Source organism: Paenibacillus macerans, assembly GCF_900454495.1.
GTDB lineage: Bacteria > Bacillota > Bacilli > Paenibacillales > Paenibacillaceae > Fontibacillus > Fontibacillus macerans.
This window is the reverse complement of record NZ_UGSI01000001.1, coordinates 4,283,832-4,307,484: the sequence shown is the minus strand read 5'-3', so window position 1 is coordinate 4,307,484 and position 23,653 is coordinate 4,283,832. Positions and strand designations below refer to the sequence as shown.

Sequence of the window (23,653 nt, the reverse complement as noted above, 5' to 3'; positions counted from 1 at the left end):
TTACATGAATTCATTGCAAAATGATAAGGTTCGCCAACATGTGCGTAACCGGTACAAGCAAATAGCTCAAGGCAGCCGTTCTAATGCGAAGTGCTGCACGTCAAGTTCTTCTTCATCTTCTTACTGCGCTACCCCTGATGAGGTGTCCTTCAAATTGGGCTATTCGGCTGAGGAGATGGCGGCTGTCCCCGAAGGTTCAAACCTGGGGTTAGGCTGCGGCAACCCGCAAGCGATCGCTTCTTTGAAGCCGGGAGAGGCCGTGCTCGATCTTGGCAGCGGCGCCGGTTTTGACTGCTTCCTGGCATCGAAGCAAGTTGGGGAGCCGGGGAAGGTTTATGGGGTCGACATGACCCCTGAAATGGTTAACCGTGCCCGTCATAACGCGCATAAAAACGGCTACCGGAATGTGGAATTCCGGTTGGGAGAAATTGAATATTTGCCTATACCTGATCATTCGATCGACGTGATTATCTCGAACTGCGTCATTAATCTGTCTCCGGATAAGCAGCAGGTTTTTGATGAAGCTTACCGTGTCTTGAAACATGGCGGCCGCATCGCCGTATCGGATATTGTAACCACCGCGGAACTTCCCGTCGAGATCAAAGGAGATCTCGATTCGCTGGCGGGTTGTGTATCCGGGGCGTCAACCGTCGAAGAAGTTAAGGAAATGCTCCGGAACAGCGGATTTCAGGAAATTGCCGTTGAACCGAAAGATGAATCCCATGAGTTTATTAAGGATTGGGAGCCTGACGGTCATTTGGAAGACTATATTCAATCGGCAGTTATCAAAGCAATAAAACCATATAACTAATATGCGCTGCAAATCCGTGAAACGCTACTGACATGCTGTTGTCAGCAGCGTTTTTGTATACTTTCGTTATACAAATCAAAAGGAGGCCACGATAAAATGATCGACAAGTCACCTGATTTGGGGTTTGCCGGGAACGATATAACTAAAGGGAGCCGCTATTGGATTGGCGTAGTCTCCGCATCGCATGTCAGCCGCGGGGTTAGGGAAGGGATCGCCCAGACTTGCCATGGGAAAGCCCGCCCGCTCGGAAGAATGCGGCCAGGCGATTGGCTCATCTATTACTCGCCGCGGACAGAGATGAAGGGCGGGGAAGTTCTGCAGGCGTTTACGGCGATTGGCCAGGTGGCAGACGATATCGTATATCCATTTAAAATGAGCGATGACTTTATTCCATATCGCCGGAATATGCATTATTTCCCCTGCCGCACCGTTAAAATTGCCGCTCTGTTGGACAAGCTTACGTTCACTAAGGGGAAACGCAACTGGGGATACTCCTTTCGCTTCGGACAATTCGAAATCAGCCGCGAAGATTTTCTGACCATAGCTAATGAGATGCTGGGGAACGGTGGAGTTGAACGCTGAAAGCCGAGTTTAGCGTTTTTCACAGGAAGAAGGACGACATGATGGGGGCGATGGTGGTCAACTGCAAAAGTGCATCCTATTTTTCGCCAATAACCATTTTAGAGCGATTGAAGTGCAAAAGCACATCTCATTTGAGCTTATCCGATAAAAAAGCAGCTTTTGACCGGAGATGAACTGCACTTTTGCATTTCGTGGAACTACCCTTCTTGCTAGGCGGCTTCATGCCCCGCATTCTATCGCGGTTTAGAACTGCCGCTTAATGCGGTCTGGCTTCTTAGGGAGTACGATCGAGTACGTTTTTCTTATACCACAAAATACTCGCAGTCAACCAGCACCCGCTAACGAAATAACCTCCGAGGACATCGCTCGGGTAATGCACCCCTAAATAAATTCGGCTGATTCCGATGGCCAAAATAAACAGGGTACTCAGAACGATCATCAGCGAGCGGCCCAATGAAGCGGGTACATGTCTCCAAATCAGAAAAGCAAGGGCGCCGTAAAAACTGAACGCGGCCATGGAGTGTCCGCTCGGGAAGCTGTAGCCTTCAGCTTCGATAATCCGGTGAATGACGGGGCGTGCGCGATGAAACAGCGTTTTTAGTGCCCAGTTCAGTACGGTTGAACCAAGCATAACACCGGCCAAGAAGACAAGTTCTCCCCGGTGCCCCAGGACGGTATATAAAACTGCCATGGCCGTGATAATCACAAGAATCAGCGGCAGACTCCCGCCGATCGTCGTAAAAAACTTCATAAACACCGTCAAAGCCGGGGTCTCCCAATGCTGAATCCACGAGGCGATAACCTGATCGAAATGGCGTATTTCGTTGTCTTGTACGAACAAAGAAATCGCTCCGAACCCCAGAGTACATATAATTAGTACAATCGGTGCCAGGGATAATTTGATTTTGAACATGTCGCAAATGTTTCCTCCGTCTAATCCAATTTTGAGCAAGTATTTACACAATACAGCATTTGAGTTAACTTAAAAAGGAAAATATATTATGAATATGGAGTTGTAGATATGAAAGAAAGGTTATATGCTCTGGCAGCAGCACTTCTTTTGATTGCGGTTACCTCTGCATGCTCAGCATTTACCAATTCCGACGATCTGATAACGCTCCACACAAAACAAACAAGCGAATCGGCAGTGGAGGTTCCAAATGTTCAGATCATAACTGAGCCCGAAGACGAAACAGGCATTTCCTCGGTTTTATCGGATCAAACGATAGCTTTTAATGGACAAGGATCATCCGGTTTTAATTACAAGAGTGGCGGAGACAGTGAAACGGTTCGGGTCCGTGTCAAAAATTCCAATAAAAAGCCGGTCAACTATAAACTAATTTCTCCAACGGACATAACCTGGGTACAAGCTAAGCTTGGTGCCGGAGAAAACACGACATATGAGCACATTTTTGGCCCGCATCTGGAAGGGAACTGGGAGATGAGGTTTGATACCGATGACGGGTCGAAAGCAACGGTAGAATTAGAAGTTCAAACGGCAAAAAGCCCGTCCATTTAAAAATGGACGGGCTTTTGCGGTAAGCGGCAGCGTGGCCTTACTGGTCCAAATCCTCAAACACTCTAAAGTCGTCAAAGTCGTCCATCACACCGGGCGGTGTATACGGTTTGACGACGAGAAGGGTGGACGTATAAGCATGGCCTTGGTAGACGGCGGTCACGGAGGTGAGTCCCGGGCTAATGCCGGTGATATAGCCGCTTTCGTCAATTTGGGCGATCTTCGGGTTAGCCGTCGTAAACTGGGTTTCGCGGGTGACGTTCAACGTGTTTCCGTCCTCGTCGGTGAACAACGCCTCGATATCCAACTCACTGCCGACAGTTACTGAGTAGTCTTCCGAATCCAGGTAGAATTGTCCGGGGCCGGGCTGGGGTTCACCTGAGCCGTCATTAACCGTAACCGATAGAACGGCTCTAAGTCCGCCGTATTCGCCGACAATATCGGCGGTTCCGGAGGATATGCCCGTGAGCACGCCTGCCTTATCCACGTCGGCGATCTCCGGATTCAGAGAACTGAAGCCGGCAAAATACGTCACATCGGTAACGCTTCCGTCCGTATAAACGGCTTCGAGGACGCTTGGCTTACGCTCGCCGATCTCCAGCTTCACGGCCGGATCGGCGAAGCGAAGGTCCGCCAATTCCAGATCACCAGGCTCTTGTCCAGTTCCCGAGAGCTTAACCAACTGCATGCGGTATTTTCCCTCTTCCTTCACTTGGCCCGACAGGACGAAGCCGCCGTCCGGAGTGGGGGATCCTTTTCCTACGGCGGCAAGTCCCGGAGCCGCATATTGCAGCTTTTCGGTCAGCTCGCCATCCTGGTTGATGAAGGAGATCTGGTATTGATACTTCGAATCTTCCTTGCGGGTCGAACTGCCTAAAAGCGCGTATCCGTCCTTTGTGGTCACTAATTGTCTGTAAGAGCCGTTGTCGTCGCGGGGAGAATAGTTTTTCTCCCAAACGATATTGCTATCTGCATCCGCTTTCAGGAGAAAAGCGGTTCGTTCATCGTTTGGATACATCAACCCGTATACGATATAACCTCCGTCCGCCGACAATTGAGCCGAATAGGCGGAGCGGCCGGTCTGCGGAGCGGGTTGCTTCTGCTCCCATTCGACTTCACCTTGGGCGTCCACCTTCACGATCACGGAGGCGTCCGCGTCCGAGTTGATCACGCTGTCGATATAGCCTACCGCCAATAACCCTCCGTCGGGCGTGTTGATAACCTCGTTAAAAACCTGGTTATTCCCTTCCCCAAAGCGGTACGTTTTAAACCAAAGCTGGTTTCCTTCATTGTCGACCTTAAGCAGGTAGGCGGGGGCTTCCCAATACGAATTGACGCTGTACCCGGTAACGGCAAAACCTCCGTCCGGGGTTTCCGCCACGGATCCCGCATATAAATGCGTTCCGATATATAGGTCTTTATAATAGCGGGCCCATTCGATTTGTCCTTGGCCGTCAAGCTTGGCCAAATAAGGAAGGGTGATCGGTCTCTCGGTTCGGTCGGTGATCGCACCGGTTACGAGATATCCTCCATCCTGCGTCTGGATAATTTGGCGGGCCTCAACGCCCTCCTTGGTGTAGTCTCCGGTGATCTGCAGCCGTTGCTCCCACTCCACGGCACCATCCTCGTCCGCCTTGACCACATACCCTACCTCTTCGCCGCCGTTATCGGCAGCGCCAACCGCGGCATAACCCCCATCAGTAGTGGGGATCACCGAACGCCCCTGGGGAGAAGCGTAGCTTTCGCCGTACTCTCTGCTCCACTCCACCTCAGCTTCGAGAGCCTTCTCCGATAGAGAAGCGGCGGCCTGGCTGGAGCCGGCCCATCCGGTCCAGGCTAACAAGCAGCTCAGTGATAATAGGGCCATTCCTTTTAAACGGTGCAACATCAACATTCCCTCCCAATTTTGTTTTTTTAAGGGATATTTCTTTCTTTTATTATCCCGGAAGAGGGAACCGGGAGGGAATCCCGCTTTGTCCTTAATTTTGGCGGATTGGAGAGCGCCAGTTAGGGCGGGACGACTGGGAGAAAAGGCTGTGAAGTTAAAAGAACTGTAGCGATCCATCAAAGCACAAAGAAATAGACTGCCCTCCAGACAAAGGATGCGGTCTATATAAGTCTACTGCTCATTACGTCTCTTTACAGGCACCCATACTTCCACTTCTGCGTCTGCCGGATTTCCGTTAAGCAAAATTTCTGCGACTGGAGCGCCGGAATATTCCCACTCATAAGTATCCGTTAAGATGGTCCCAAAAGCCTGATCCTCCAGTTTATCAAAAGCCAGGCGCGACAAACCGCCGCCGCCCGATAGAACCAAATATTCGCTTTCCGGGAACCATACTTCTTCTGCCCCGTCCGGCAAGGGCCGGGAAGATTGGACGCCGGCATAATAAAACGCAGTGTCGTGATTCATGGCCACGGCAGCGTAACCGTAGAGGCTTTCTGCCAATGGACGCAATGCCGCCATTTTCCCGTTGTCTACGGTGCTTTTGAAAAACGAAGTCTTCTGGTTGGAAAAATACGGCGAGTGGACGCTTGCTGCGCCTGTCAATGCGGTTTTAAATCCGATCATACGGAAAGATGCCTTTTTTTCAATTTTGAAGTTGCTCATTTTTAACTTGCCTCCCTAAGGTTTATTTTGAATACGCATATAGCGTAGCATGTCAAATATGACAGCAGTATGGCATACTTGAGGAGGAGGTGCGGCATGAAAATAGACCGTTTAATTGCGATAATCGTCATATTGTTGGAACACGAGGTTATCAGTGCGCGGGAACTGGCCGAGAAACTTGAGGTTAGCAGACGAACCATCTACCGCGATATCGATACATTGACGTTTGCCGGGCTGCCCATCTTCACCCATCAAGGAGCAACGGGCGGCGTTGGCCTGATGAAATCGTATAAAGTGGACAAAAAATTATTCACGCGTGCAGACGTTCAAACACTGGTAACCAGTTTAAAAAGCTATAAGCAGCTGTTTAATCATAAGGAAATTGTCCATGTCCTGGAGAAATTGAGCGCTATTGGTCATGAAGGCGGGACACCGATTCCGGAAGGAAAATTTGTTGTCGATTTATCGTTGAATCAGGGAAATGAATCGTTGCGCACGCTGCTGAGCCATGTGGAAACGGCCTTGAATGAAGATCGCTGCCTGATCTTTGATTATGTTGATAAGGCGGGCCATGTAAGTTCCCGAAAAGTCGAACCTTACCGGGTCGTATTCAAAGAAAGCAGCTGGTATCTGCAAGGTTATTGTGTTGAAAAAAGGGATTACCGGATATTCAAATTGGCTCGTATGAGCAAATTGGAAGTTTCTCGGGAAACTTTTGTGCCGCGGGATTTTTCACCGCTTCCGATGGATGGAGCGGATTGGATGAATCAAGATTGGATTTCGGTTACGATCCGTATTGACCGCTCTATGATGGACAAAGTGATTGAGCGATTTGGCGAAGGAAATGTAATCAAGGTAGAGGAAAATACTTGCTTGGCTGCGTATCCTATCATTCCTAATGAATTTGGTTACGACAAGCTGCTCGCTTTTGGGGATAAATGCGAAATTGTGGGGCCATCCGAAGTGCGGGAGGGTTTTCGGCAATACGTTGGGAGGATTCTGGCAAAGTACGAGCAATAATAATAAAATTGTTAAAATCATTTCTTACCCGGCTGCCAAATTCTGTTACAATATAGCATGTACAAGAAACTGGCTTATAAGGGCGGTCGGCTAATCTCCCGGAAGGGAGGTGATGCCTGTGGCGATTAAAGACACTTTGATGATCATGATCAGTTTTGGCGCGCTAATCATTGCGCTGTTGACGCTGGTTGTGGCCATTATCGTAGCGATTAATCAAAACATAAAGAAATAGACCGCCCCGGGTAAGGGAAGCGGTCTATTTCCGTTACTATTTTACCCTACAGCCGACCGCTCTTTAAAGCGGCAAGTGTACAGGGAGCCCGTGTTGCGAGCACGGCTCCTTTACTATTTTTATCGTAGCACAAGCTTTACTATACCTCAATGCTTAAAATTCGGATTTCATCTGTACGAGCAAATGGAATGGTTATATCACCCAAAGATGCAATAATCAATATGAACCGCTGCCGCTGCAGGAAGTGTTCATTCCTGGAAAATATATGTAAAGGACGATGTGCTGATCGTGTTTGAACTGACCGGATTAGAGGGGACGGATGAACCGTTGGCCGCATATCTGGCGTCCTTTCAGCAAGCGAGCATGGAGAATCTGCTGAACGAGATGGGAAAAGCCGCCAACTTGCCTGCGTTTCGAACGAATCTGTCGGCGTATGAATGAATTGAGGAGGCAAGCAGGAACGACTATGACCAACCCTTGTTAAAATCATCTCTTACCTGACTGCCAAATTCTGCTACAATATAGCATGTACACGAAACTGGCTTATAAGGGTGGTCGGCTAATCTCCCGGAAGGGAGGTGATGCCTGTGGCGATTAAAGACACTTTGATGATCATGATCAGTTTTGCCGCGCTAATCATTGCGCTGTTGACGCTGGTTGTGGCCATTATCGTAGCGCTTAATCAAAACACAAAGAAATAGACCGCCCTCCACGCAAAGGATGCGGCCTATTTCGATCGTAGCACCTTAGCACAGCCGACCGCTCTTTAAGGCGGCAAGTGTACAGGGAGTCCGTGTTGCGAGCACGGCTCCTTTACTATTTTTATCGTAGCACAAGCTTTACTATACCTCAATGCTTAAAATTCGGGTTTAACATATAATGGGAATCAGCTACTGTGGTTACAAGCGTGTTATTTGAATCATGAAGAAACCGATCTTTCTCCTGCTTTTAGGAGCGCCGGCTCTTTTATTGCTGCATTGGAACAAAATCCGAATCACGACTGGGACGATCTGAAAAAAGATTATCCGCAAGGTCAAAATAACAATAACGAGTCGAACGCTGCTGACCTTCAAAGTATTGAGCAAATCAATCATATGCTGCAAACCCCCGATTTGGACGATGATGTAAGATGCCAGTATATTTACAGTGTTTTGGCGTTAACGCCGTATAACCACTTGGATACTCTGCTGAAGTTTTTGGATGACGAGGATATGTATGTGCAAGAACGGGCATGCGACATTTTGGGTTATCACAAATATTTGCCGGCTAAAGAGAAATTAAAAGAGCTCTCAGAACATGGAATGCATAATGGAAAACTTGCCGCCAAGCGCGCGCTGGCCCGATTAGGGGAAGGGTAGGCTAAGGAGGGAATCGAATGAAGGATAAGAAATCCAAGCCCGCTTCATTTGGAGTTTTTAGTTATGACGAGGATTTCAAATCCTATTAAAAGAACCGAAAGTGGGTATGGGGATGGGGAATAGTATTTCATTACCCGAAGATCCGGCTTATTCCGTTGAAGATTTGCATATGTCCAATGGATTGACTTCCGTTTTTATTGAGGTCCTTGCTTTAAGCGGGTCGATCTTAGCTACAACAAACCGAGAGAAAGAACTGGTCATCTGGCTGGCCCAGAGAGATCAAGCTTGCGTTGGAATTGGAACGGTGGGTTTTGATATTGATGAAATGCCATGGAAAATCGACTCTTTTGAAGCGGAGAAAGAATTTATGCTTAGAACTATTGCATCAGCTATGGACGGGTTAGGATGGGAACGGCTCAATTATGAACCTAATCAAGAAATGGTCCAGAGATGCTTACAACAATTTGAATTAATGATTAGTGCTTTTGAAAAAAAAAGTGTCGATATAAACAACTACTTGGAATGGTCTGAGATTGAAGAAGGAGATGACAGCCCCACCATTCCATACGGTTATCCGAAATGCGATAAGCATGGTGTCTATCTCTCGTGTCATGGATGTATACTTTGCAATAATAGTTAATTCATATCGCAATGAGGTGGTTTTATGGGGCTAGATTACAGTTTTGTTGTCGTCACACATAAAAGGGAACAGGATAGAATATTCGAATACATAAAAACCAAAATCAAAAGTGATCATCACTTAGCAGATTTTCGTCAAAATTTCTTTGATATGATAACGACTTTTTGTACTCGATACAGTCATTATTTAGAATGAATCTGGTGCACTCTCCGGGAGAGGAGCGGTTTGCAAAATGAATTTAATATACGATACTTTATCCGTTGAGATTGAGATGGAGGTCAGGAAGGAGTACAAAAAGATCTCCAAGCATAAAAGAGTGTTAATGCCGGTGCTGGATTATAAAAGATGACGACGTATTAGCCGGAACGGGCGCTGTAAAGTAAATGCATTGCCTGAATATTTTCAATGTGATAACATAAAAATAGAAAAAGGACCGGTTGGCGCCGGTCCCCTGTACAACCACCGCTAAAAGAGCGGGCAGCCAGATTCAGGTCATTGGAAATGAGCCGTTATCCTTGCCAGGGCGGCTCATTTTCGTTTATGGAAAGACAGCACGGCAATCACAAACATGCCGAATGCGAGCATCAAGGATAATGCTTCATATACTGTCATAGCCTCACCTCCCTTCCGGGAGATTTGGCTGCCGCCCTGTTAGCTGATATGTTGTACAAACCAAATTATACCATGGATACTAATGGTAGATAACTGAAATGATAGAAGAAGCTCTAATGAAAATAGCGATGAACAAGGCGATTCTGTGGCCATCACCCAAGAATCATCAAGTACTAGGGAACCAAAAATTACAGTTTTCAGATTATTCGCCGGTCAGACTAGGAGGTTTTGCGAATGATCGGCCCTTGCTATCTACATGGGGCATTAATTCCCAAGTTTAGAGATCACCTCATGGAGTTTGCATATTATCGAGTGATACGTCATGGATTAAGCAACCTGAACGTTGGGCCTAAAACTCTTACCTTAGAAGAGGCCGAGACTACGGTAAATGATTTTACCAATTGGCGGTTCCCGATTGTGTGTTTTGCCGGAAGCAAGAGTTCCATTCCCTTTTTCAATTATCATATTGCCCTCGGATTTGGTGAGAACGAAAGGGAGGTTACCATTAGCGAGTTGCTGGTGCGTGAACCTGTTCACGAAAATACCGTTAAAGGCATTTTATTGGCTTATTACACCTTAGTAAATGACAAAACGGGAATCGAAAAGATGCGGGTTCCTTTTGTGCTGCCCGGTTTGAAGGAGGAAGGGTTGAAGATTAAGATCGATCTTCCTAAAATGTAAACTTGTATAAAACAAAAGACTTGTTAAGACTATAGTGAATGTACAACGAAAAAAACGGGGTTGTCCCTCAGGTCACTTTCGTGACCTTGGGACAGCCCCTTCTTATTTTGCGAATCGGCCCAGTCTATTGTCTGCTCCGATCTCCGCCTTCCAGCATATCGAGCAGCAGACCGGCGAGCGGAGCGGGGAATTGCGCGTTTTGCGCCGCCGCCAGGAAGAGGCCGACATCCTTCTGCGGAATTTTACTTTGGGAGATGGTTGCCGTCTTCTCGGCGATCATTTGGCCATAGGTTTGATAGATTGGGGCGGGGAACAGCGTGCTCGTAAGCATGTCGACCGCCGCTTTGGGATCGACCCCGCTGCGCTCGGCTATTCCTAGTGCTTCCTCCAGCGAGCGTGCGGCGGAGACAATGAGGAAGTTACCGATCAGCTTGACGAGCACGGCCGTACCGGCTTCTTCGCCGAAGTCAAAAATCCCTCTGGCTCCCATCGCCTCCAGCACCGGCCGCAACCGCTCCTTCGCTTCCTGCGGACCCGCTACGGGAATCCACAGCTGCCTGGCAGCGGCCGCCTCGGGCCGCCCGAAGACGGGTGCCTCGACATAGACGGAGCCGTGCCGCGCGTGCAAGTCCGCCAGCTTCCTGCCCGTATCCGGTGACACTGTGCTCATCGACACGTGAATGCCGCCCGGCCCGAGACGCTCCAGGAAGTCCTCGCTTCTGACGACGCTTTCCAATGCTTCATCGTCCCACACCAAGGTGACGACGATGCCCCCGGCCGTCACGGCGTCGGCGGGACGGGCCGCCTGTACCGCGCCCTGGGCAACGAGCGGCTCCGCTTTGTCCGCGGTGCGGTTGTATACGGTCAACGCATACCCCGCTTGGAGCAGATTGGCTGCGACGGGCAGCCCGAGCAGGCCGAGTCCGATAAATCCAATGTTTTCTCTCATTAATAAAATTCCTCCTTCGAAGTTTTATGAACATGACGTTAACGTCATGTTTATGGCAAAAAAATTTAGGCTCGATCATTGGTCTCGAGCCACCGCTCGAAGCGTTCGATATGGGACTGCAGATCGGCGCGGAACTGCCCCAGTGCTTCGAGCTTCTCGTCCGTGTCGGCCAGATGCTGGCGCAGCAGGCCAAGAACCTTCCGCTTCGGCTGAACTCCGCTAGGGTCCGTGAAATAGAGCTCGATTACGTCCCGAATTTCCTCAAGGCTTAAGCCCAGTTTCTTCAACTGATCGATCTTCCGCAGACGGGCGACCGTTTCTTCCGTGTAATAGTGATGACCGTTGCCCTCGCGCTCGCCTGAAGGAAGCAGTCCGATGCTCTCGTAATAACGGACCGTGCGCTGGGTTACCCCGGCACGTTTTGTCAACTCGCCGATACGCATACGGTCCATGATCGATCACTCCTTTCACAATAAAATATAACGTTAACGTCATGTTTGTATCATAGCACTTTTGATTGGGCGATGTAAAGGCGAACAGGATAACTCCAGACAAGCTTATATCCGTACTCAGATGCGGACGCGGATGGATCTTCAGATCGCGAAGCTACTTTCGGGAAGAGCAAGAATAGACTACATTGATTTAGAGCATCGATAATCAGTTCTGTTTCATCATTGGTGTTGGTTTGGTCCGAACTGCCGAAGAGAAGTTGATTGGGGGACAGCTTATTTCGGGAGTTCCAGAGAATACTCTTAAAACTATCAAAAATAATACCCTCAAAACTCATTAAGTTCAATTATAAACTCCTCCATAATAGAGCTAAGGTTATTTTGAGAGGAGGGGGAGAAACAATGCAATTTCCAGCATGGCTGCAAAGCGCAATTCAGCAAAGGCTGGATGACGTGTCGGCACGGATCGCACGTGATCCTGAGATGCGTAAACTTCGTGCCGAAGAACATTCGGCTTTTGAGGCGATGTTTCCCGACGAGGATAAAAAGAAGCTGCCGGAGTATATGGATTGGGAGGATAAGCATCACTTCAGGCGGGCTTTAGAGAATGAGCTTTTGTACATGCAAGGCATGAAGGACGGAGTTCAACTTGTCATTACCTTGCTGGACGAAACTGCCGAATATCAGTAAAACTCTCAAGTGAGCGCCTTCGTATTAGCGATTTCGCCGGCATCTGGAATTCTCAAAAAGACGGATTTCCGGAGAGCGATGTCACCCCATCGTATCCTGCGATCCGTCTTCTTTTATCAGTGTTTGTTTACCGGAAATTTTAGCGTAACCCTGGTCCCCTGATTCACTTCACTTTGTATCGATAATCCGTATTCCGGGCCGTACATCACTTTTGTACGATCATGCACATTTTTAAGTCCATAGCCTGTAGGTTTGGATTCAAGCAATTGAGCAAGGCGTTCCGGTTCTATACCGATTCCATTGTCTTCTACCTGAAAAACGATACAACCATCCTCCAATCTGCCCGATAGTTTAATCTCTCCACCCTTGCCCCTGTTTTCGATTCCATGAATTATCGCATTCTCCACAAGCGGCTGAAGCATCAGGTTAGGCATATGATAGGCGAGAATGGCTTCGTCTATTTGATACTCTACATCGAAGCTGTTGCTGTGCATAATCAATTGGATCTTCATATACGACTGCACATTTAAAATCTCATTCGCTACCAGTATCATATTGTCGCCCTTATTGAGCGTCGTGCGATAAAACGTAGATAAGAGTTGGGCCATTTCGCTAATGTCGGTTGCATGGATCCGCAGCGCACGCCAATTGATCAGCGAGAGCGAGTTGTAGAGGAAATGAGGATTGATCTGGGCCTGCAGAGCTTTCATTTCGTATTCCTTACGCGCTATTTCTTCTCGGTACACTTTATTGATCAAGTCCTCCGTTTTGAAGACCATGTTTCCGAAGCCCCGGATCAGATCCCCGATCTCATCCTTGGAGTCACTATATACAGTCACTTCCAACGATCCTTCCTCAACCGTCTTCATATTATTTCGCAGATGCTGAATCCTGGATATAAATTTGCGCGAGAACAGGGAGCCAGCTACAGCTACAGCGGCTATGCAGGCTATAATCATGAGCAGAACGGTCGAGACGATCCGCCAGGCTGAATTGGTAATCAGATCTGTAGGTTTGTACAGGAATACCGTCCACCCTGAGGTAGAAATGCTTGAATGCAGTACGGTATTTTTCTCTCCATTCCAATCCAATTCCTCTACGGACGGTTCCGTGAAAAGAGAAGCAGGGTACTCTTGTTCCGAGGAATAGACAGCTTGCCCATCACCATCCAATACAAGGAGCTTCGCTCCCTGAGCCTCCAACGTTTCAAAAGGCTGCATAAGACTCTCATAGTTGATGCAAGCATACAAAATATTATCTTTCGGGTTTCTCTCTTTCGTATTAAGAATCCGGGTGACGCTAAAAATTTTATCGTTGTCAGAAAACCACAATACATTGGTGGAGTTCATGACCTGCGGATACCAGTCAGTATTCTTGATTTCATCAATAGGGTGTACCGTTTGCCCATGCTGATGGAGATTGCTTCCCGTATATAGCGTAAGCTGTTCGATGCTTGTGTTCAAATTGCGTGCGGTATAGAAATTCTGATCGATCACGTTGACGAAAGTGTCGTACATTTCAAAAGTACTGGTATACGTATGATTGGCGGCATTTACGATTTCCCGATTGAATCTCAGAAAGTTTACGATTTTATTGTACGCTTCCAGTTGACTGTTAAGGGTTAAAGCGCTTTGATTCAGGGCGGCGTTCAAATCGGATTTCGACTGATTGATGAGCAGCGATCTTGTCTCCGAGAAACAGAAGCTCCCCAGTACGATGACCGGAATCATGCTGATTAGCAAAAAGGCGAGTTTGATTTTCGTCTGAAAGTTCAAGTCATGGATATACTTCTTGAGAGATCGCCAGATTTGCATGTTAGTCCTCCACGGATTCAAGGTCACCTTGGTTATACTGTCTGAATTTCTCGGGGGTATGGCCATAGAAATCCCGGAAATTCTGACAGAAGTAAGAGATGTTGCGGTAACCCACAGCGCTACATACATCGGATATCTTCAAATGGGTGTTTGTCAGCAGTTCCTTTGCCTTCTGCATGCGTACGTTTTTAATGTACTTGTTGATCCCGCAGCCGGTCGTTTTCTTGAACATCGAGCTTAAATAATGGGGGGACAAATATACTCTCGAGGCAAGAAGCTCCAGACTCAGATCCTCGGCGAAATGATCCTCAATATACTGTCTTATAGACATGATATCCTTATTCTGGGCAGGCTCCGCATTCCCGAAGCTGTGTTCAAGGTGGACGACTCCTTCCCAAACAATGCTCTTGATATCTCTCAAATCGTCAGCTTTATATATTTTATCAATCCCCAGATGGATTTCCCGCTCCGATGCTTTTATGGAAGACATCATACTTTGATATACCGTTGAAAAGGTATGCTTGACATACAATTGCGAAAACTGAATCTGTCTTAAGTATTTCTGATAGAGCAACTCTATGTTGGCTTTCAAGCTAAAAATATTTCTGTCCTTTATATTGCTGCGGATTTGTTCAATAATCTGGGTGTCGGACAGGTCGGGAAATAGCTGCTCGGAGAACAGAAGTTCATTCTTCGTGTCAAACACGAAGGTATCCGGCAGGAAGAAGCGGTATTCCATCAATTGCTCCAATTCCGGCAGAATCTCGGACAGGTCCTGTATGGCGGTTAACCCTTTTTTAATGCCAATGTAACAGGTTGCTCTATATTTCATCAAAATATGATCATGAATACGCGTTGCCAGCTTTTGATAGGAAATACTTGAATGAACACCGCTTTGCTCAGGGAACAGCAGCAGACTCTGGCAGCCGTTCATGTTTAAATAGTCGGCTGGGGTATCGAGCAGGGAGAGCAGAAATTCCTCGAATTCCGGATCAGCGTTCTCAAAGAAATTTTTCTCGAATTCCAGCAGGAGCATTCCTTCATAGTAGGTAGGGAAGTCATGCCACAATCCTTGCATGGACGGCGGTTCCCCGATGCCGTTAACCAAGGTAAAGAGAATATGTTTCTTTACATAAGCCTGTTTCATCTGCGAGGCTTCGTCCTGCTGCTGCCGGTCAGTCAATTCGTCTATCACTTTTTTTATCGTCGTTTGGAAAGCTTCGACATTGATCGGCTTGAGCAGATAATCGGAGACTCCCAAAGCTAAAGCCGTCTTGGCATATTCGAATTCAGCGAAGCCGCTGAACAGAATGACCTTGAGCCCGGGGTGAAGCTCCAGAGCCTGTCTCGTTAGCTGCAGACCGTCCATCTGCGGCATCCTTACATCGGTAAACAAGATGTCGACGGATTGCCGCTTCAAGTAATCGAGTGCTTTGGGGCCATTGTCTGCCGTCTCCAGCTGAAGAGGGAGACCCAACTCTTTAATAAGGAAGGCGATCCCTTCGCGTTCTTCTTTATGATCGTCTACCACCAGAATCGTTAACATTATATCCTCCTGCTTCATGTACAGCATGATTTTGCTTTACAGCATGATTTTACTTTACCGGTTATCGAACGGGCAATTTGACCTGGAGAATGCGAGTATTTTTTGATATAAAACGTAATTTTTTTTCGTTTACGTTTATTCATGTCAATCATAGAATAAATTTGTACTTATGGAATTCAGGTTTTTTAGCAAGCCGGCGCTTTGAAACCGTTTTAAAATCGTGTGAGTTAAACGCTATTAAATTTAATAAGATAAAAATAGGGAGGTCTATCGATGTTATCAAAAACAAAGCGTGCAAGTTCACTTGTGTTGGCAGCGCTACTGGTGGCAGCGTCCCTCGCCGGTTGCCAAAACTCCGACAAGGGAAATAACAGTTCTGCAGCAGCTACTGCGAATGCTCCTGCTTGGGAAGAAGCGATGACTACTCCTTTTGGGAAATATCCCGAGACCGTAACTTATACAGTGGGTCAAACGGCATCGAACTATTCGATGCTGGATGGAACTCCTTATGAGAAGGATAACGCTACGGACAATGTCTGGACAAGATACTTCAAGGAGAAGCTTAACGTACAGAACATTGCAAAGTTCGAAGCCAATGACGGAACAGACTACAACCAGAAAGTATCGATGGCGATCGTCAGCGGCGAAATTCCGGATATTATGGTCGTTCCTGATTATTCAACATTACAGCAGTTGTATGAGAACGATTTGATCGCTGATCTTACAGAAGCATATAACAATACGGCAAGCGACCGGATTAAAGAGATCTATGATTCCTACGGCGGACGTGTACTGGAGAATGCCAAATTCGACGGTAAATTGATGGCGATTCCAACTACGGAAATTTCTCACGGTCCGGGGGTCCTCTGGCTGCGGAAGGATTGGATGGACAAATTAGGACTTAAAGAGCCTAAGACGTTGGAAGATGTGGAGAACATTATTACGCAGTTCATTGAAAAAGATCCGGGCGGTAACGGACCGGGAAAAACGGTTGGACTCGTCGTTGACAATGAGAACGTTGCCGGTATTTCCGGCGGCCAATATTCGTTGAACAACATCTTCTCCTTATACGGAGCGTACCCGAAACAGTGGATTGACGACGGCAGCGGAAATGCGGTATATGGTTCGATCCAGCCCGAAATGAAGCCTGCGCTTACTAAAATCGCCGACATGTACAAGAAAGGCCTGATCGACCGCCAGCTCGCGGTTCGTACAGGGGATGACCGTAAAGCGCTGCTTACTGGCGGCAAGAGCGGTTCCTTCCTGGATAACTGGTGGGGAAGCTGGACAGTAGCGGATACGCTTAAGCTTAATCCGGATGCAGAGTGGGTATCTTATGTAGCTCCGCAGTCCGAGGATGGTTCGCTTACGATGTTCACCGGAAATCCTTCCAGTAGCTACCTGGTTGTGCGCAAAGGCTTCGAACATCCTGAGGCAGCCGTAAAAATGGTCAGTCTCCAATTTGATTATCAGCGCTATCAAGAGAAGGACGAAGCGACTCTGAAAGAGTTCGAGGATTATAGCAATCTTAACGTGGGTGGATCTCCGATTATGGTTAATATCGACTACTATGACGCTTTCTACCGCAACGTTGACATTATGAAGGAAGCCCTGGAAACAGGCGATGCCAGCAAATTGATCAGCAACAATGATATCAACGCGTATAATTCTTACAAGAGATATCTTGACAGCGTGAAGAAAGGCGAGGCTCCGGATTCGGTAGCATGGGCAGGTTATGCATCCAGCATTAGTACAGCGAGCATGGTGAAGGAGGCGAATATCAAGGAGGTCAATCCGGTGTTCTTTGGAACGACGCCTTCCATGTCGTTGAAATGGCCGACCTTATCCAAAATGGAACTTGAAATGTATTTGAGAATTATTACCGGCGATCAGACTCCCGATGCCTTCGATAATTTTGTCGACAGCTGGAAGAAGACCGGTGGCGATATCATTACCAAGGAAGTTAATGAAGCGCTCGCTTCCAATTGAAGTTGAAAGAGATGATCCTTAATGAAGAATAAAAAAGATCAAGCAGCCTTCCACTTCATGATGCTGCCTGGCATGATCTTTCTGATTATATTCTCGTTTATTCCGATGTTTGGAATTGTAATGGCATTTCAGAACTATATTCCTGCCAAAGGGATCGGCGGCTCAGCCTGGGTAGGCCTGGATAACTTCAAGTTTATGCTGCAAATTCCCGACAGCAAACTGATCTTTGCCAATACCATTATCATTGCTGTGTGGAAAATTGTTGCGGGAACGTTGGTATCCATCATTTTTGCTCTCTTGCTGAATGAAATGCGCGTACGTTTTGCCAAACGTTTTATGCAAACGGTTGTTTACTTGCCGAACTTTCTGTCCTGGGCGATTCTGGCTACCGTAGTGATGAATATTTTCTCTTATGAGGGCCCGATCAATACGTTCCTCGGCTGGTTCGGCATTGACCCGATCCTGTTCATGGCCAGCAACGACTGGTTCAGACCGATGCTGGTTCTAACGGATGTATGGAAGGGATTCGGATATGGATCGATCATCTACCTGGCCTCATTGACGTCGATTGATCCGGGCCAGTATGAGGCAGCCTCCATTGACGGAGCAAATCGCTGGAAGCAGCTGTGGCATATTACGCTTCCGGGCATGATGCCTACGATTATTCTCGTTACGACCCTGAACCTGCCTAATGTACTGAATGCCGGGTTTGACCAGATCTTTAACCTGTACAATCCGCTGGTTTATGAGACTGCGGATATTATTGATACCTACGTATACCGGGTAGGTCTCGTGGAAAGACAATATAGCTTGGGAACGGCAGTAGGCCTTTTACGGTCGGTAGTCGGTATTATCTTGATTCTTTCCGCGAATAAGATAGCTCAAAAACTTACTGATTATCGCATTTTCTAGAAGAAGGGGGTGGCTCCCATTACCGCTCAAATCGTAAAAAGCCGCATTGCAGATATTATTATTTGGATATTATTGCTGGCGTTTACCTTATCCTGTCTAGTTCCTTTGCTTAACCTGGTAGCTATATCTTTCAGTGATAACGCGGCAGCTTCCGCGAATCTGGTCAGTATTTTTCCGGTCAATCCGACGTTAAGTTCCTATGAGAAATTGCTATCGGATTCCCAGTTTTGGCGTTCGTTCATGATCTCGGTCGAACGGGTAGCCTTAGGTCTGCTCGTCAATATGACGCTAATGATTCTTACCGCTTACCCGTTATCGAAGAGCCCGAGGCAGTTCGGCGGCCAGAAGGTGTACATGAACATCGTTATTTTCGCCATGCTGTTCTCTGGCGGTCTGATCCCTACATTTATGGTGGTCAAACAGCTTCATTTGCTCGATTCCATTTGGTCCCTGATTTTGCCAGGGGCCGTTCCGATCGGCAACGTCATCCTGCTAATGAACGCATTTCGCGGGGTGCCGAAGTCGCTTGAAGAAGCGGCCACGATTGACGGGGCTTCGCAATGGAGAATCCTGATGCGCATTTTTCTTCCCGTTGTGTTGCCTACGTTGGCGACGGTCATGCTGTTTACGATTGTTGGCCATTGGAACGATTATTTCGGCGCACTGGTCTATATCAACAAAACTTCAAACTATCCGCTGCAGACCTATATTCAGCAGCTGAGCGTAGAGGTTCAGAACATTACCGATCCGGAGAAACTAATGGAGCTTGCGAAGATCTCCGACCGGACCTTGAACGCAGCCAAAATCGTAGTTTCTACTTTGCCGCTGCTCATGATTTATCCGTTCATGCAGAAATATTTCGTTTCAGGGATTGTAGTGGGTTCTGTAAAAGAATAGACTTGAAGTAAAAGAATGGGACTGTTTACCAGGGGCCGCTGTGATCTTTCATGGCGGCCTTGTATTTAAGCGATTAAGGCGAATTCAGGAGGTTAATTATGAGCAGTCATCAACCGAACAGCAACATTCTGGATGCAATGAGAATATTCGTACCCGCAGAAGCGAATCGGGCTGTTTCTTTTACGAATAAAGAGGCGGCATATTATTTTACGCAGTCTCATGATACGAATCATGCGGAGCACTCTTTCTTTGCGGGGATGAACATCGCCAAGAACCGGATTTTTGGCGGCTATGCCCTGACTGCGGATCATAAAGCACTGGACAACCGAAAGTCCGAGGTTTGGGTTTATCCTTACAAAATGGAACGGATTCACGAAGGAGGCCTCAAGGAAGAACTGTGGATGTTCGACTACAAGAACATACTGGAGATTCAAGTTGCCGGAGCCGAGCGTACGATCGGAATTCATTTCACGGGGGAGAAGCTTAAGCTGCTGAGCCAGCAAGAGACAAATGTCTTCTTCCAGTCGATGGAGGGGGATTGGATCATTGCCGTAAGCTCCAAGGACGGGCAAGCCGTTCAACTTAAGCAGGACATTTTAACTACCGGGGCAAATGCCGGCGGATTCTATATCGCGGCGGGGAAGACGGCAGATGAAGCGGTAGCCTTGATTCATGGTACCAGAGACGATAGCCTCCAATGGAAAACTGCACGTATGAAACGGATGGAGGATTTTCTGCGGCACAATGTTCATCTGGAGAGCGATGATAAGGACCTCGCTCTGGCGCTGGACTGGATTCATATGACGATGGATCAGTTGGTTACCAGACAGCAGGGCGACGGCATATATGCCGGTCTGCCCTGGTTCAATGAATATTGGGGAAGAGACCAGTTTATATCTCTGACCGGGGCCTGTCTCGTTACCGGACAGTTCGAGAAGGCCAGAAATATATTGCTGTCCTTTGCCGAGTTCCAGAATACGGATAAGAATTCGGTCTTTTTCGGTAGAGTGCCAAACATCCTGGCTCCTCAAAATATCGATTACCATACGACGGATGGTACACCGCGATTTATTATCCAGTTGCAGGATTATGTGAAATACTCCGGGGATACGGATGTTATCAAGGAACTATACCCTGCCGTATGTAATAGCATCGAGGGCTCCATTAAATATTGGGTGGATGAAAAGGGCTACCTGATGCACGCCGCTAATGAAACTTGGATGGATGCGAGGGATGCCGACTTGAACTCGTATTCACCGCGTGATACCCGCGCTAATGACATTCAAGCGCTTTGGTACAATCAATTGCGTGCAGGCGTTTATTTCGCCGAATTTATGAACGACACGGAGAATGCCGTCAAATGGAATGGCATCGCCGAGAAATTGCAGCATCATTTCGGCATCGACTTCCGGGATCAGGCGCATCCATTTTTGGCGGATCGTTTAGACGCGCATGATCAGGCGGAATTCTCATTAAGGCCGAACCAATTGTTCGCCTTCGAACTGTTTGAAGACCATGAGTTCAAATGCCAGGCAATCCGCACGGCTTGGGAAGAACTCGTCTACCCATGGGGCGTTTCTTCTCTGGAACGGCATCATCCGTTGTTCCATCCCTTTCATTTGACGCCTCATTACCATAAAGACGCGGCTTACCATAATGGTGCCGTGTGGCTCTGGTTGAACGGCATAGCCATGCAGCGCATGATTGAACTTGGACAGGAAGAGACGGCGTACAAGCTGTTCAAGAACATGAACTGGCAGGCCTTGAATCTCGGGGTAGTCGGGGGATTGTGTGAAAATATGAACGCCTACCCGCATGAAGGCCAGAGCTGGGCCAAGCTGACAGGTGCCTATTTGCAGGCCTGGTCGAATGCCGAGCATCTTCGCGTATGGTATCAGTATTTCTTAGGCATGCGTCCTGATTTGATTCATCATACCTTGACGATCGCGCCTAGAATTCCTGGTGAATTACAGTCGCTGAATTACTTGGTGAAGGCAGGCAAAGGCGTTATAGAGGCAAGCTACAAGAAAGATGCAGTTAACCGGGCATACCGCTACGTTTTTAAGCATATCGCACTGCAGGCCATGATCGACATATCCCCATTCGAAATCGTAAAAGTTGATGTTGAGCCGAGCTCGGTGTTGACTCTAAACGTTGGCGCCGACAGCTTAAAGATCACTTTGCAGGATTCGTATGGTAAATTCGTTGAACTTGACGTATCTAAGTCTGAAGACCGTGCTAAGCACGCAGCGCAGAACAATCGGTACTTTCACAATGTGAAGTTTGCAGAGCCGTTAAGTTTGGAGCATCACCCAGTAATTGGAGAAAACGATATAAGTTGAATCTAAAGCTATGACGATGGCCGATGTCCACGATGATATGGAGCAGATAAAAACAGCGGCTTGCTTCCGAAGAAACAAGCCGCTGCTTTATTGCCGGCCTTGTTATGGTGTCATATGCTCCCACAACGCTTGAAACGCACCGGATTCGACCTCGAAAAAGACCGGCGCATTGCCGTAGCGTACCAGTCCCCGGCCGAATAGCGTCAGTTCCACGCGGGTATGGTCCTCCAGCGTCAGGTAGAGGGATATACGGTTCACGTCATCGTAGATGCCCTGATTTATCAGCGGTTCTGCTGCCAGCGGTTTGGCGTCCTGAAGGGCCGCTAGGAAGCTGCCTAGCGTTTCGTCGTTTTCCAGTGGCGTATACTGCTGCAGGCCGTTGTTCCAGCTGTCGAAGCTCTCCCATTCGGCTGAGGCGATCCGGCCTTCCAGATTCAGTTTACCGAGCAGATCAGCTCCGCTGCTTACGGTGATGCCGTTGGTATGCTCGAACAGCTCGGCATATACTTGGCCGTCGATCTCGGTGTAAGACATAATGCGGAAATCGGTATCATACCCCTTCACGGCGTAGATGTCCGTTTCACCGATGTTGGAGGCTAGCTCGATATACTCGTCCTTGCCGCTCCATTCATCGATGCCGCCCGTCGTCCGGCCGAGCTTATCGCCGCGCAGCGCAGTCGCGTCGGCGGCGTCGATGCGGGTTGCCGCCTGAGTAAATACATTGCCTTTATAGACGACCAGAGGGATCATCTTCGCTTTGACACCGGAGTTCATATTCGGCAGCTCCATCTTGGGAATCACAACACTATCGGATGAGCTTGGGGGAGGCGTGTCTGGATTCACCCGGGCTACCTCGGTGCTTGGGGATGTCGGTTCGTTTGCTTGCTTCCAAAAGCCGGACGCAGTCACACCGATACCGGCAGCGAGTACGATGCTGGCGGCGATATAGGCCATTTTGCGCGGACGTTTCCGTTCTTGCTGCAGCTCCTGCAGTTTGTCTTCCATCCGTTTTTTCATCGCTTCATTCGTTGTCATCGTATCCACCGCTTTCTTATATTTCATCCGGAATTGTTCTTCATTCATGGCTGTTCTTCTCCTTCCAGCTTGAGTTTTAACAGCTGTCGTCCCCGCTGGAGCCTCATTTTCACCGCAGACTCGCTGATCCGCAAAATCTTGCTGATCTCCTGGACTCGGTAGTCCTCGTAATAGTACAAATGAATGACCGCTTTATACTTCACGGGCAGCGCCATTACAAGATGGAGCAGCGCCGAATCTTCGGCAGCACCGGCCGTAACCGGCTCGGCGCCCTCCAGCTTAATCTCCCGCTTGCGCCAGCCTCTGCGAAGCAGCGTTTTGCAATGATTGGTGATCACCCGGATCAACCAGGCCTTTTGATGCTCGGCATCCTTGAACTCGGGTGCTTTTTCCATTAGTTTGATGAAGGCATCTTGAGTGGCTTCCTCCGCATCCTCACGGCTGCCCAGATAAACCATGGCAATCCGGAACAGCATGTTGGCGTAAGCTCTTCATCACATGATTTCCCGGCCGGGTCATGGATCGCTGCATGGTAGCACTGTCCTCCTTTTACCAATAACACAGTTATGGACGGCAATCGGTCACATTTTGTTAGGAATAAAAATAAAAGGATGGGAGATTCTTTTACCTTCACTCTTAAAATTCATGTGCTGTATTATGAACTAGAATCTCTTTTATAGAAGGGAAAATGAGGTGCCCGCCTATGAACATTTACCATTTCGAGGATGACCTAACTGATGCGATTTTAGATAAAGGGTATGACTATTATTTAAATGAAGCCGCCGGAGCTGAAAGAAGTGTTGCAGCAACTCCCCAAAGAGGAATTGATCGTAATTATCATGGATGTTGCACGGAAGGATGCATTCTTAAGAAATTCTCTTTTGCTCAAATATGCCAAGGTTGATGAGCAGCAGGAACTGGAAAATTGCCGCAGGCTCATTCAATCCATTGTCCGAAAATATGCGGG

At 47.9% G+C, this 23,653-nt stretch carries 26 protein-coding genes; 16 read left to right on the top strand and 10 right to left on the bottom strand.

Annotated elements, in window-relative coordinates:
* The first annotated feature begins 4 nt into the window (after positions 1–4).
* Complete coding sequence (locus DYE26_RS19315) at positions 5–811, top strand: arsenite methyltransferase (protein WP_036626410.1); 807 nt, start codon at positions 5–7, stop codon at positions 809–811.
* A gap of 96 nt (positions 812–907) precedes the next feature.
* On the top strand, positions 908–1,393 hold the full coding sequence (locus DYE26_RS19310) for an EVE domain-containing protein (protein WP_051985730.1): 486 nt from the start codon (positions 908–910) through the stop codon (positions 1,391–1,393).
* 274 nt (positions 1,394–1,667) lie between these two features.
* Here the strand turns inward: DYE26_RS19310 and DYE26_RS19305 are convergent, their stop codons facing one another.
* Positions 1,668–2,234 (bottom strand): phosphatase PAP2 family protein, encoded by a 567-nt coding sequence (locus DYE26_RS19305; RefSeq protein ID WP_306308148.1) that lies wholly within the window; start codon positions 2,232–2,234, stop codon positions 1,668–1,670.
* A 180-nt stretch (positions 2,235–2,414) separates the two neighbouring features.
* Here DYE26_RS19305 and DYE26_RS19300 point away from each other — a divergent pair, with 180 nt between their 5' ends.
* Positions 2,415–2,912: a hypothetical protein gene (locus DYE26_RS19300; RefSeq protein WP_036626408.1), complete on the top strand. Its 498-nt coding sequence runs from the start codon at positions 2,415–2,417 to the stop codon at positions 2,910–2,912.
* A 37-nt stretch (positions 2,913–2,949) separates the two neighbouring features.
* Here the strand turns inward: DYE26_RS19300 and DYE26_RS19295 are convergent, their stop codons facing one another.
* Complete coding sequence (locus DYE26_RS19295) at positions 2,950–4,797, bottom strand: hypothetical protein (RefSeq protein WP_036626407.1); 1,848 nt, start codon at positions 4,795–4,797, stop codon at positions 2,950–2,952.
* A 231-nt stretch (positions 4,798–5,028) separates the two neighbouring features.
* Complete coding sequence (locus tag DYE26_RS19290; RefSeq protein ID WP_036626406.1) at positions 5,029–5,520, bottom strand: GyrI-like domain-containing protein; 492 nt, start codon at positions 5,518–5,520, stop codon at positions 5,029–5,031.
* 96 nt (positions 5,521–5,616) lie between these two features.
* Between DYE26_RS19290 and DYE26_RS19285 the strand changes: the two genes are divergently transcribed.
* From DYE26_RS19285 to DYE26_RS19265, 6 genes are all read left to right on the top strand, one after another.
* Positions 5,617–6,540 (top strand): helix-turn-helix transcriptional regulator, encoded by a 924-nt coding sequence (locus DYE26_RS19285; RefSeq protein ID WP_036626404.1) that lies wholly within the window; start codon positions 5,617–5,619, stop codon positions 6,538–6,540.
* Positions 6,541–6,658: 118 nt separating this feature from the next.
* Complete coding sequence (locus DYE26_RS19280; RefSeq protein WP_115311249.1) at positions 6,659–6,772, top strand: putative holin-like toxin; 114 nt, start codon at positions 6,659–6,661, stop codon at positions 6,770–6,772.
* Between the two features lie 279 nt (positions 6,773–7,051).
* Positions 7,052–7,213 (top strand): hypothetical protein, encoded by a 162-nt coding sequence (locus DYE26_RS19275; RefSeq protein WP_227877105.1) that lies wholly within the window; start codon positions 7,052–7,054, stop codon positions 7,211–7,213.
* A 146-nt stretch (positions 7,214–7,359) separates the two neighbouring features.
* The gene (locus DYE26_RS34285) at positions 7,360–7,473 is read left to right on the top strand and encodes a putative holin-like toxin (RefSeq protein ID WP_221928477.1); all 114 of its coding nucleotides are present in this window, start codon (positions 7,360–7,362) and stop codon (positions 7,471–7,473) included.
* Between the two features lie 213 nt (positions 7,474–7,686).
* Positions 7,687–8,130, top strand: a complete 444-nt coding sequence (locus DYE26_RS19270) for a HEAT repeat domain-containing protein (protein ID WP_124332773.1) — start codon at positions 7,687–7,689, stop codon at positions 8,128–8,130.
* 112 nt (positions 8,131–8,242) lie between these two features.
* A complete protein-coding gene (locus tag DYE26_RS19265; RefSeq protein WP_036626403.1) occupies positions 8,243–8,770 on the top strand; it encodes a hypothetical protein in 528 nt (175 codons plus the stop codon).
* Positions 8,771–9,298: 528 nt separating this feature from the next.
* Here DYE26_RS19265 and DYE26_RS19260 read toward each other — a convergent pair.
* Positions 9,299–9,382 (bottom strand): putative holin-like toxin, encoded by an 84-nt coding sequence (locus DYE26_RS19260; RefSeq protein ID WP_082207943.1) that lies wholly within the window; start codon positions 9,380–9,382, stop codon positions 9,299–9,301.
* A gap of 234 nt (positions 9,383–9,616) precedes the next feature.
* Between DYE26_RS19260 and DYE26_RS19255 the strand changes: the two genes are divergently transcribed.
* Entirely contained in the window at positions 9,617–10,063 is a 447-nt protein-coding gene (locus DYE26_RS19255; protein WP_051985728.1) for a hypothetical protein, read from the top strand.
* Between the two features lie 124 nt (positions 10,064–10,187).
* Here the strand turns inward: DYE26_RS19255 and DYE26_RS19250 are convergent, their stop codons facing one another.
* A complete protein-coding gene (locus DYE26_RS19250) occupies positions 10,188–11,012 on the bottom strand; it encodes an NAD(P)-dependent oxidoreductase (protein WP_051985727.1) in 825 nt (274 codons plus the stop codon).
* A 65-nt stretch (positions 11,013–11,077) separates the two neighbouring features.
* A complete protein-coding gene (locus DYE26_RS19245) occupies positions 11,078–11,464 on the bottom strand; it encodes a MerR family transcriptional regulator (protein ID WP_036626402.1) in 387 nt (128 codons plus the stop codon).
* Between the two features lie 399 nt (positions 11,465–11,863).
* Between DYE26_RS19245 and DYE26_RS19235 the strand changes: the two genes are divergently transcribed.
* A complete protein-coding gene (locus tag DYE26_RS19235) occupies positions 11,864–12,151 on the top strand; it encodes a hypothetical protein (RefSeq protein ID WP_036626400.1) in 288 nt (95 codons plus the stop codon).
* A 116-nt stretch (positions 12,152–12,267) separates the two neighbouring features.
* Here the strand turns inward: DYE26_RS19235 and DYE26_RS19230 are convergent, their stop codons facing one another.
* Together DYE26_RS19230 and DYE26_RS19225 are read right to left on the bottom strand one after the other, a co-directional pair.
* Entirely contained in the window at positions 12,268–13,965 is a 1,698-nt protein-coding gene (locus DYE26_RS19230) for a cache domain-containing sensor histidine kinase (protein WP_036626399.1), read from the bottom strand.
* 1 nt (position 13,966) lies between these two features.
* Complete coding sequence (locus DYE26_RS19225) at positions 13,967–15,511, bottom strand: response regulator (protein ID WP_036626398.1); 1,545 nt, start codon at positions 15,509–15,511, stop codon at positions 13,967–13,969.
* 273 nt (positions 15,512–15,784) lie between these two features.
* Between DYE26_RS19225 and DYE26_RS19220 the strand changes: the two genes are divergently transcribed.
* The 4 genes from DYE26_RS19220 to DYE26_RS19205 all read left to right on the top strand — a co-directional run bounded on the left by DYE26_RS19220 (position 15,785) and on the right by DYE26_RS19205 (position 21,651).
* The gene (locus DYE26_RS19220; protein ID WP_036626397.1) at positions 15,785–17,500 is read left to right on the top strand and encodes a type 2 periplasmic-binding domain-containing protein; all 1,716 of its coding nucleotides are present in this window, start codon (positions 15,785–15,787) and stop codon (positions 17,498–17,500) included.
* A gap of 21 nt (positions 17,501–17,521) precedes the next feature.
* The gene (locus DYE26_RS19215) at positions 17,522–18,412 is read left to right on the top strand and encodes an ABC transporter permease (RefSeq protein ID WP_036626396.1); all 891 of its coding nucleotides are present in this window, start codon (positions 17,522–17,524) and stop codon (positions 18,410–18,412) included.
* Between the two features lie 18 nt (positions 18,413–18,430).
* Positions 18,431–19,309, top strand: coding sequence for a carbohydrate ABC transporter permease (locus DYE26_RS19210; protein WP_082208111.1), 879 nt, complete (start codon positions 18,431–18,433; stop codon positions 19,307–19,309).
* 98 nt (positions 19,310–19,407) lie between these two features.
* Positions 19,408–21,651: an amylo-alpha-1,6-glucosidase gene (locus tag DYE26_RS19205; protein ID WP_051985725.1), complete on the top strand. Its 2,244-nt coding sequence runs from the start codon at positions 19,408–19,410 to the stop codon at positions 21,649–21,651.
* Between the two features lie 102 nt (positions 21,652–21,753).
* On the opposite strand, the gene DYE26_RS19200 is transcribed toward DYE26_RS19205, so the two are convergent.
* Positions 21,754–22,734 carry a hypothetical protein gene (locus DYE26_RS19200; protein WP_051985724.1) on the bottom strand — a complete coding sequence of 327 codons (981 nt, stop codon included), beginning with the start codon at positions 22,732–22,734 and terminating at the stop codon, positions 21,754–21,756.
* Positions 22,731–23,162, bottom strand: a complete 432-nt coding sequence (locus DYE26_RS19195; protein ID WP_051985723.1) for an RNA polymerase sigma factor — start codon at positions 23,160–23,162, stop codon at positions 22,731–22,733. The genes DYE26_RS19200 and DYE26_RS19195 overlap by 4 nt, the downstream gene beginning before the upstream one ends.
* 227 nt (positions 23,163–23,389) lie before the next feature.
* Here DYE26_RS19195 and DYE26_RS33915 point away from each other — a divergent pair, with 227 nt between their 5' ends.
* Positions 23,390–23,590: a hypothetical protein gene (locus DYE26_RS33915; protein WP_196427581.1), complete on the top strand. Its 201-nt coding sequence runs from the start codon at positions 23,390–23,392 to the stop codon at positions 23,588–23,590.
* The last annotated feature ends 63 nt before the right edge of the window (positions 23,591–23,653 follow it).

Excerpts from the sequence above, each read along its gene's own strand:
- DYE26_RS19310 (WP_051985730.1), top strand. The coding sequence starts at position 908 with ATGATCGACAAGTCACCTGATTTGGGGTTTGCCGGGAACGATATAACT.
- DYE26_RS19260 (WP_082207943.1), bottom strand. The coding sequence starts at position 9,382 with ATGACAGTATATGAAGCATTATCCTTGATGCTCGCATTCGGCATGTTT.
- DYE26_RS19215 (WP_036626396.1), top strand. The coding sequence starts at position 17,522 with ATGAAGAATAAAAAAGATCAAGCAGCCTTCCACTTCATGATGCTGCCT.
- DYE26_RS19245 (WP_036626402.1), bottom strand. The coding sequence starts at position 11,464 with ATGGACCGTATGCGTATCGGCGAGTTGACAAAACGTGCCGGGGTAACC.
- DYE26_RS19230 (WP_036626399.1), bottom strand. The coding sequence starts at position 13,965 with ATGCAAATCTGGCGATCTCTCAAGAAGTATATCCATGACTTGAACTTT.
- DYE26_RS19290 (WP_036626406.1), bottom strand. The coding sequence starts at position 5,520 with ATGAGCAACTTCAAAATTGAAAAAAAGGCATCTTTCCGTATGATCGGA.
- DYE26_RS19195 (WP_051985723.1), bottom strand. The coding sequence starts at position 23,162 with ATGCTGTTCCGGATTGCCATGGTTTATCTGGGCAGCCGTGAGGATGCG.
- DYE26_RS19250 (WP_051985727.1), bottom strand. The coding sequence starts at position 11,012 with ATGAGAGAAAACATTGGATTTATCGGACTCGGCCTGCTCGGGCTGCCC.
- DYE26_RS19200 (WP_051985724.1), bottom strand. The coding sequence starts at position 22,734 with ATGAATGAAGAACAATTCCGGATGAAATATAAGAAAGCGGTGGATACG.
- DYE26_RS19315 (WP_036626410.1), top strand. The coding sequence starts at position 5 with ATGAATTCATTGCAAAATGATAAGGTTCGCCAACATGTGCGTAACCGG.
- DYE26_RS19225 (WP_036626398.1), bottom strand. The coding sequence starts at position 15,511 with ATGTTAACGATTCTGGTGGTAGACGATCATAAAGAAGAACGCGAAGGG.
- DYE26_RS19285 (WP_036626404.1), top strand. The coding sequence starts at position 5,617 with ATGAAAATAGACCGTTTAATTGCGATAATCGTCATATTGTTGGAACAC.
- DYE26_RS19265 (WP_036626403.1), top strand. The coding sequence starts at position 8,243 with ATGGGGAATAGTATTTCATTACCCGAAGATCCGGCTTATTCCGTTGAA.
- DYE26_RS19255 (WP_051985728.1), top strand. The coding sequence starts at position 9,617 with ATGATCGGCCCTTGCTATCTACATGGGGCATTAATTCCCAAGTTTAGA.
- DYE26_RS33915 (WP_196427581.1), top strand. The coding sequence starts at position 23,390 with ATGAACATTTACCATTTCGAGGATGACCTAACTGATGCGATTTTAGAT.
- DYE26_RS19295 (WP_036626407.1), bottom strand. The coding sequence starts at position 4,797 with ATGTTGCACCGTTTAAAAGGAATGGCCCTATTATCACTGAGCTGCTTG.
- DYE26_RS19235 (WP_036626400.1), top strand. The coding sequence starts at position 11,864 with ATGCAATTTCCAGCATGGCTGCAAAGCGCAATTCAGCAAAGGCTGGAT.
- DYE26_RS19220 (WP_036626397.1), top strand. The coding sequence starts at position 15,785 with ATGTTATCAAAAACAAAGCGTGCAAGTTCACTTGTGTTGGCAGCGCTA.
- DYE26_RS19205 (WP_051985725.1), top strand. The coding sequence starts at position 19,408 with ATGAGCAGTCATCAACCGAACAGCAACATTCTGGATGCAATGAGAATA.
- DYE26_RS19300 (WP_036626408.1), top strand. The coding sequence starts at position 2,415 with ATGAAAGAAAGGTTATATGCTCTGGCAGCAGCACTTCTTTTGATTGCG.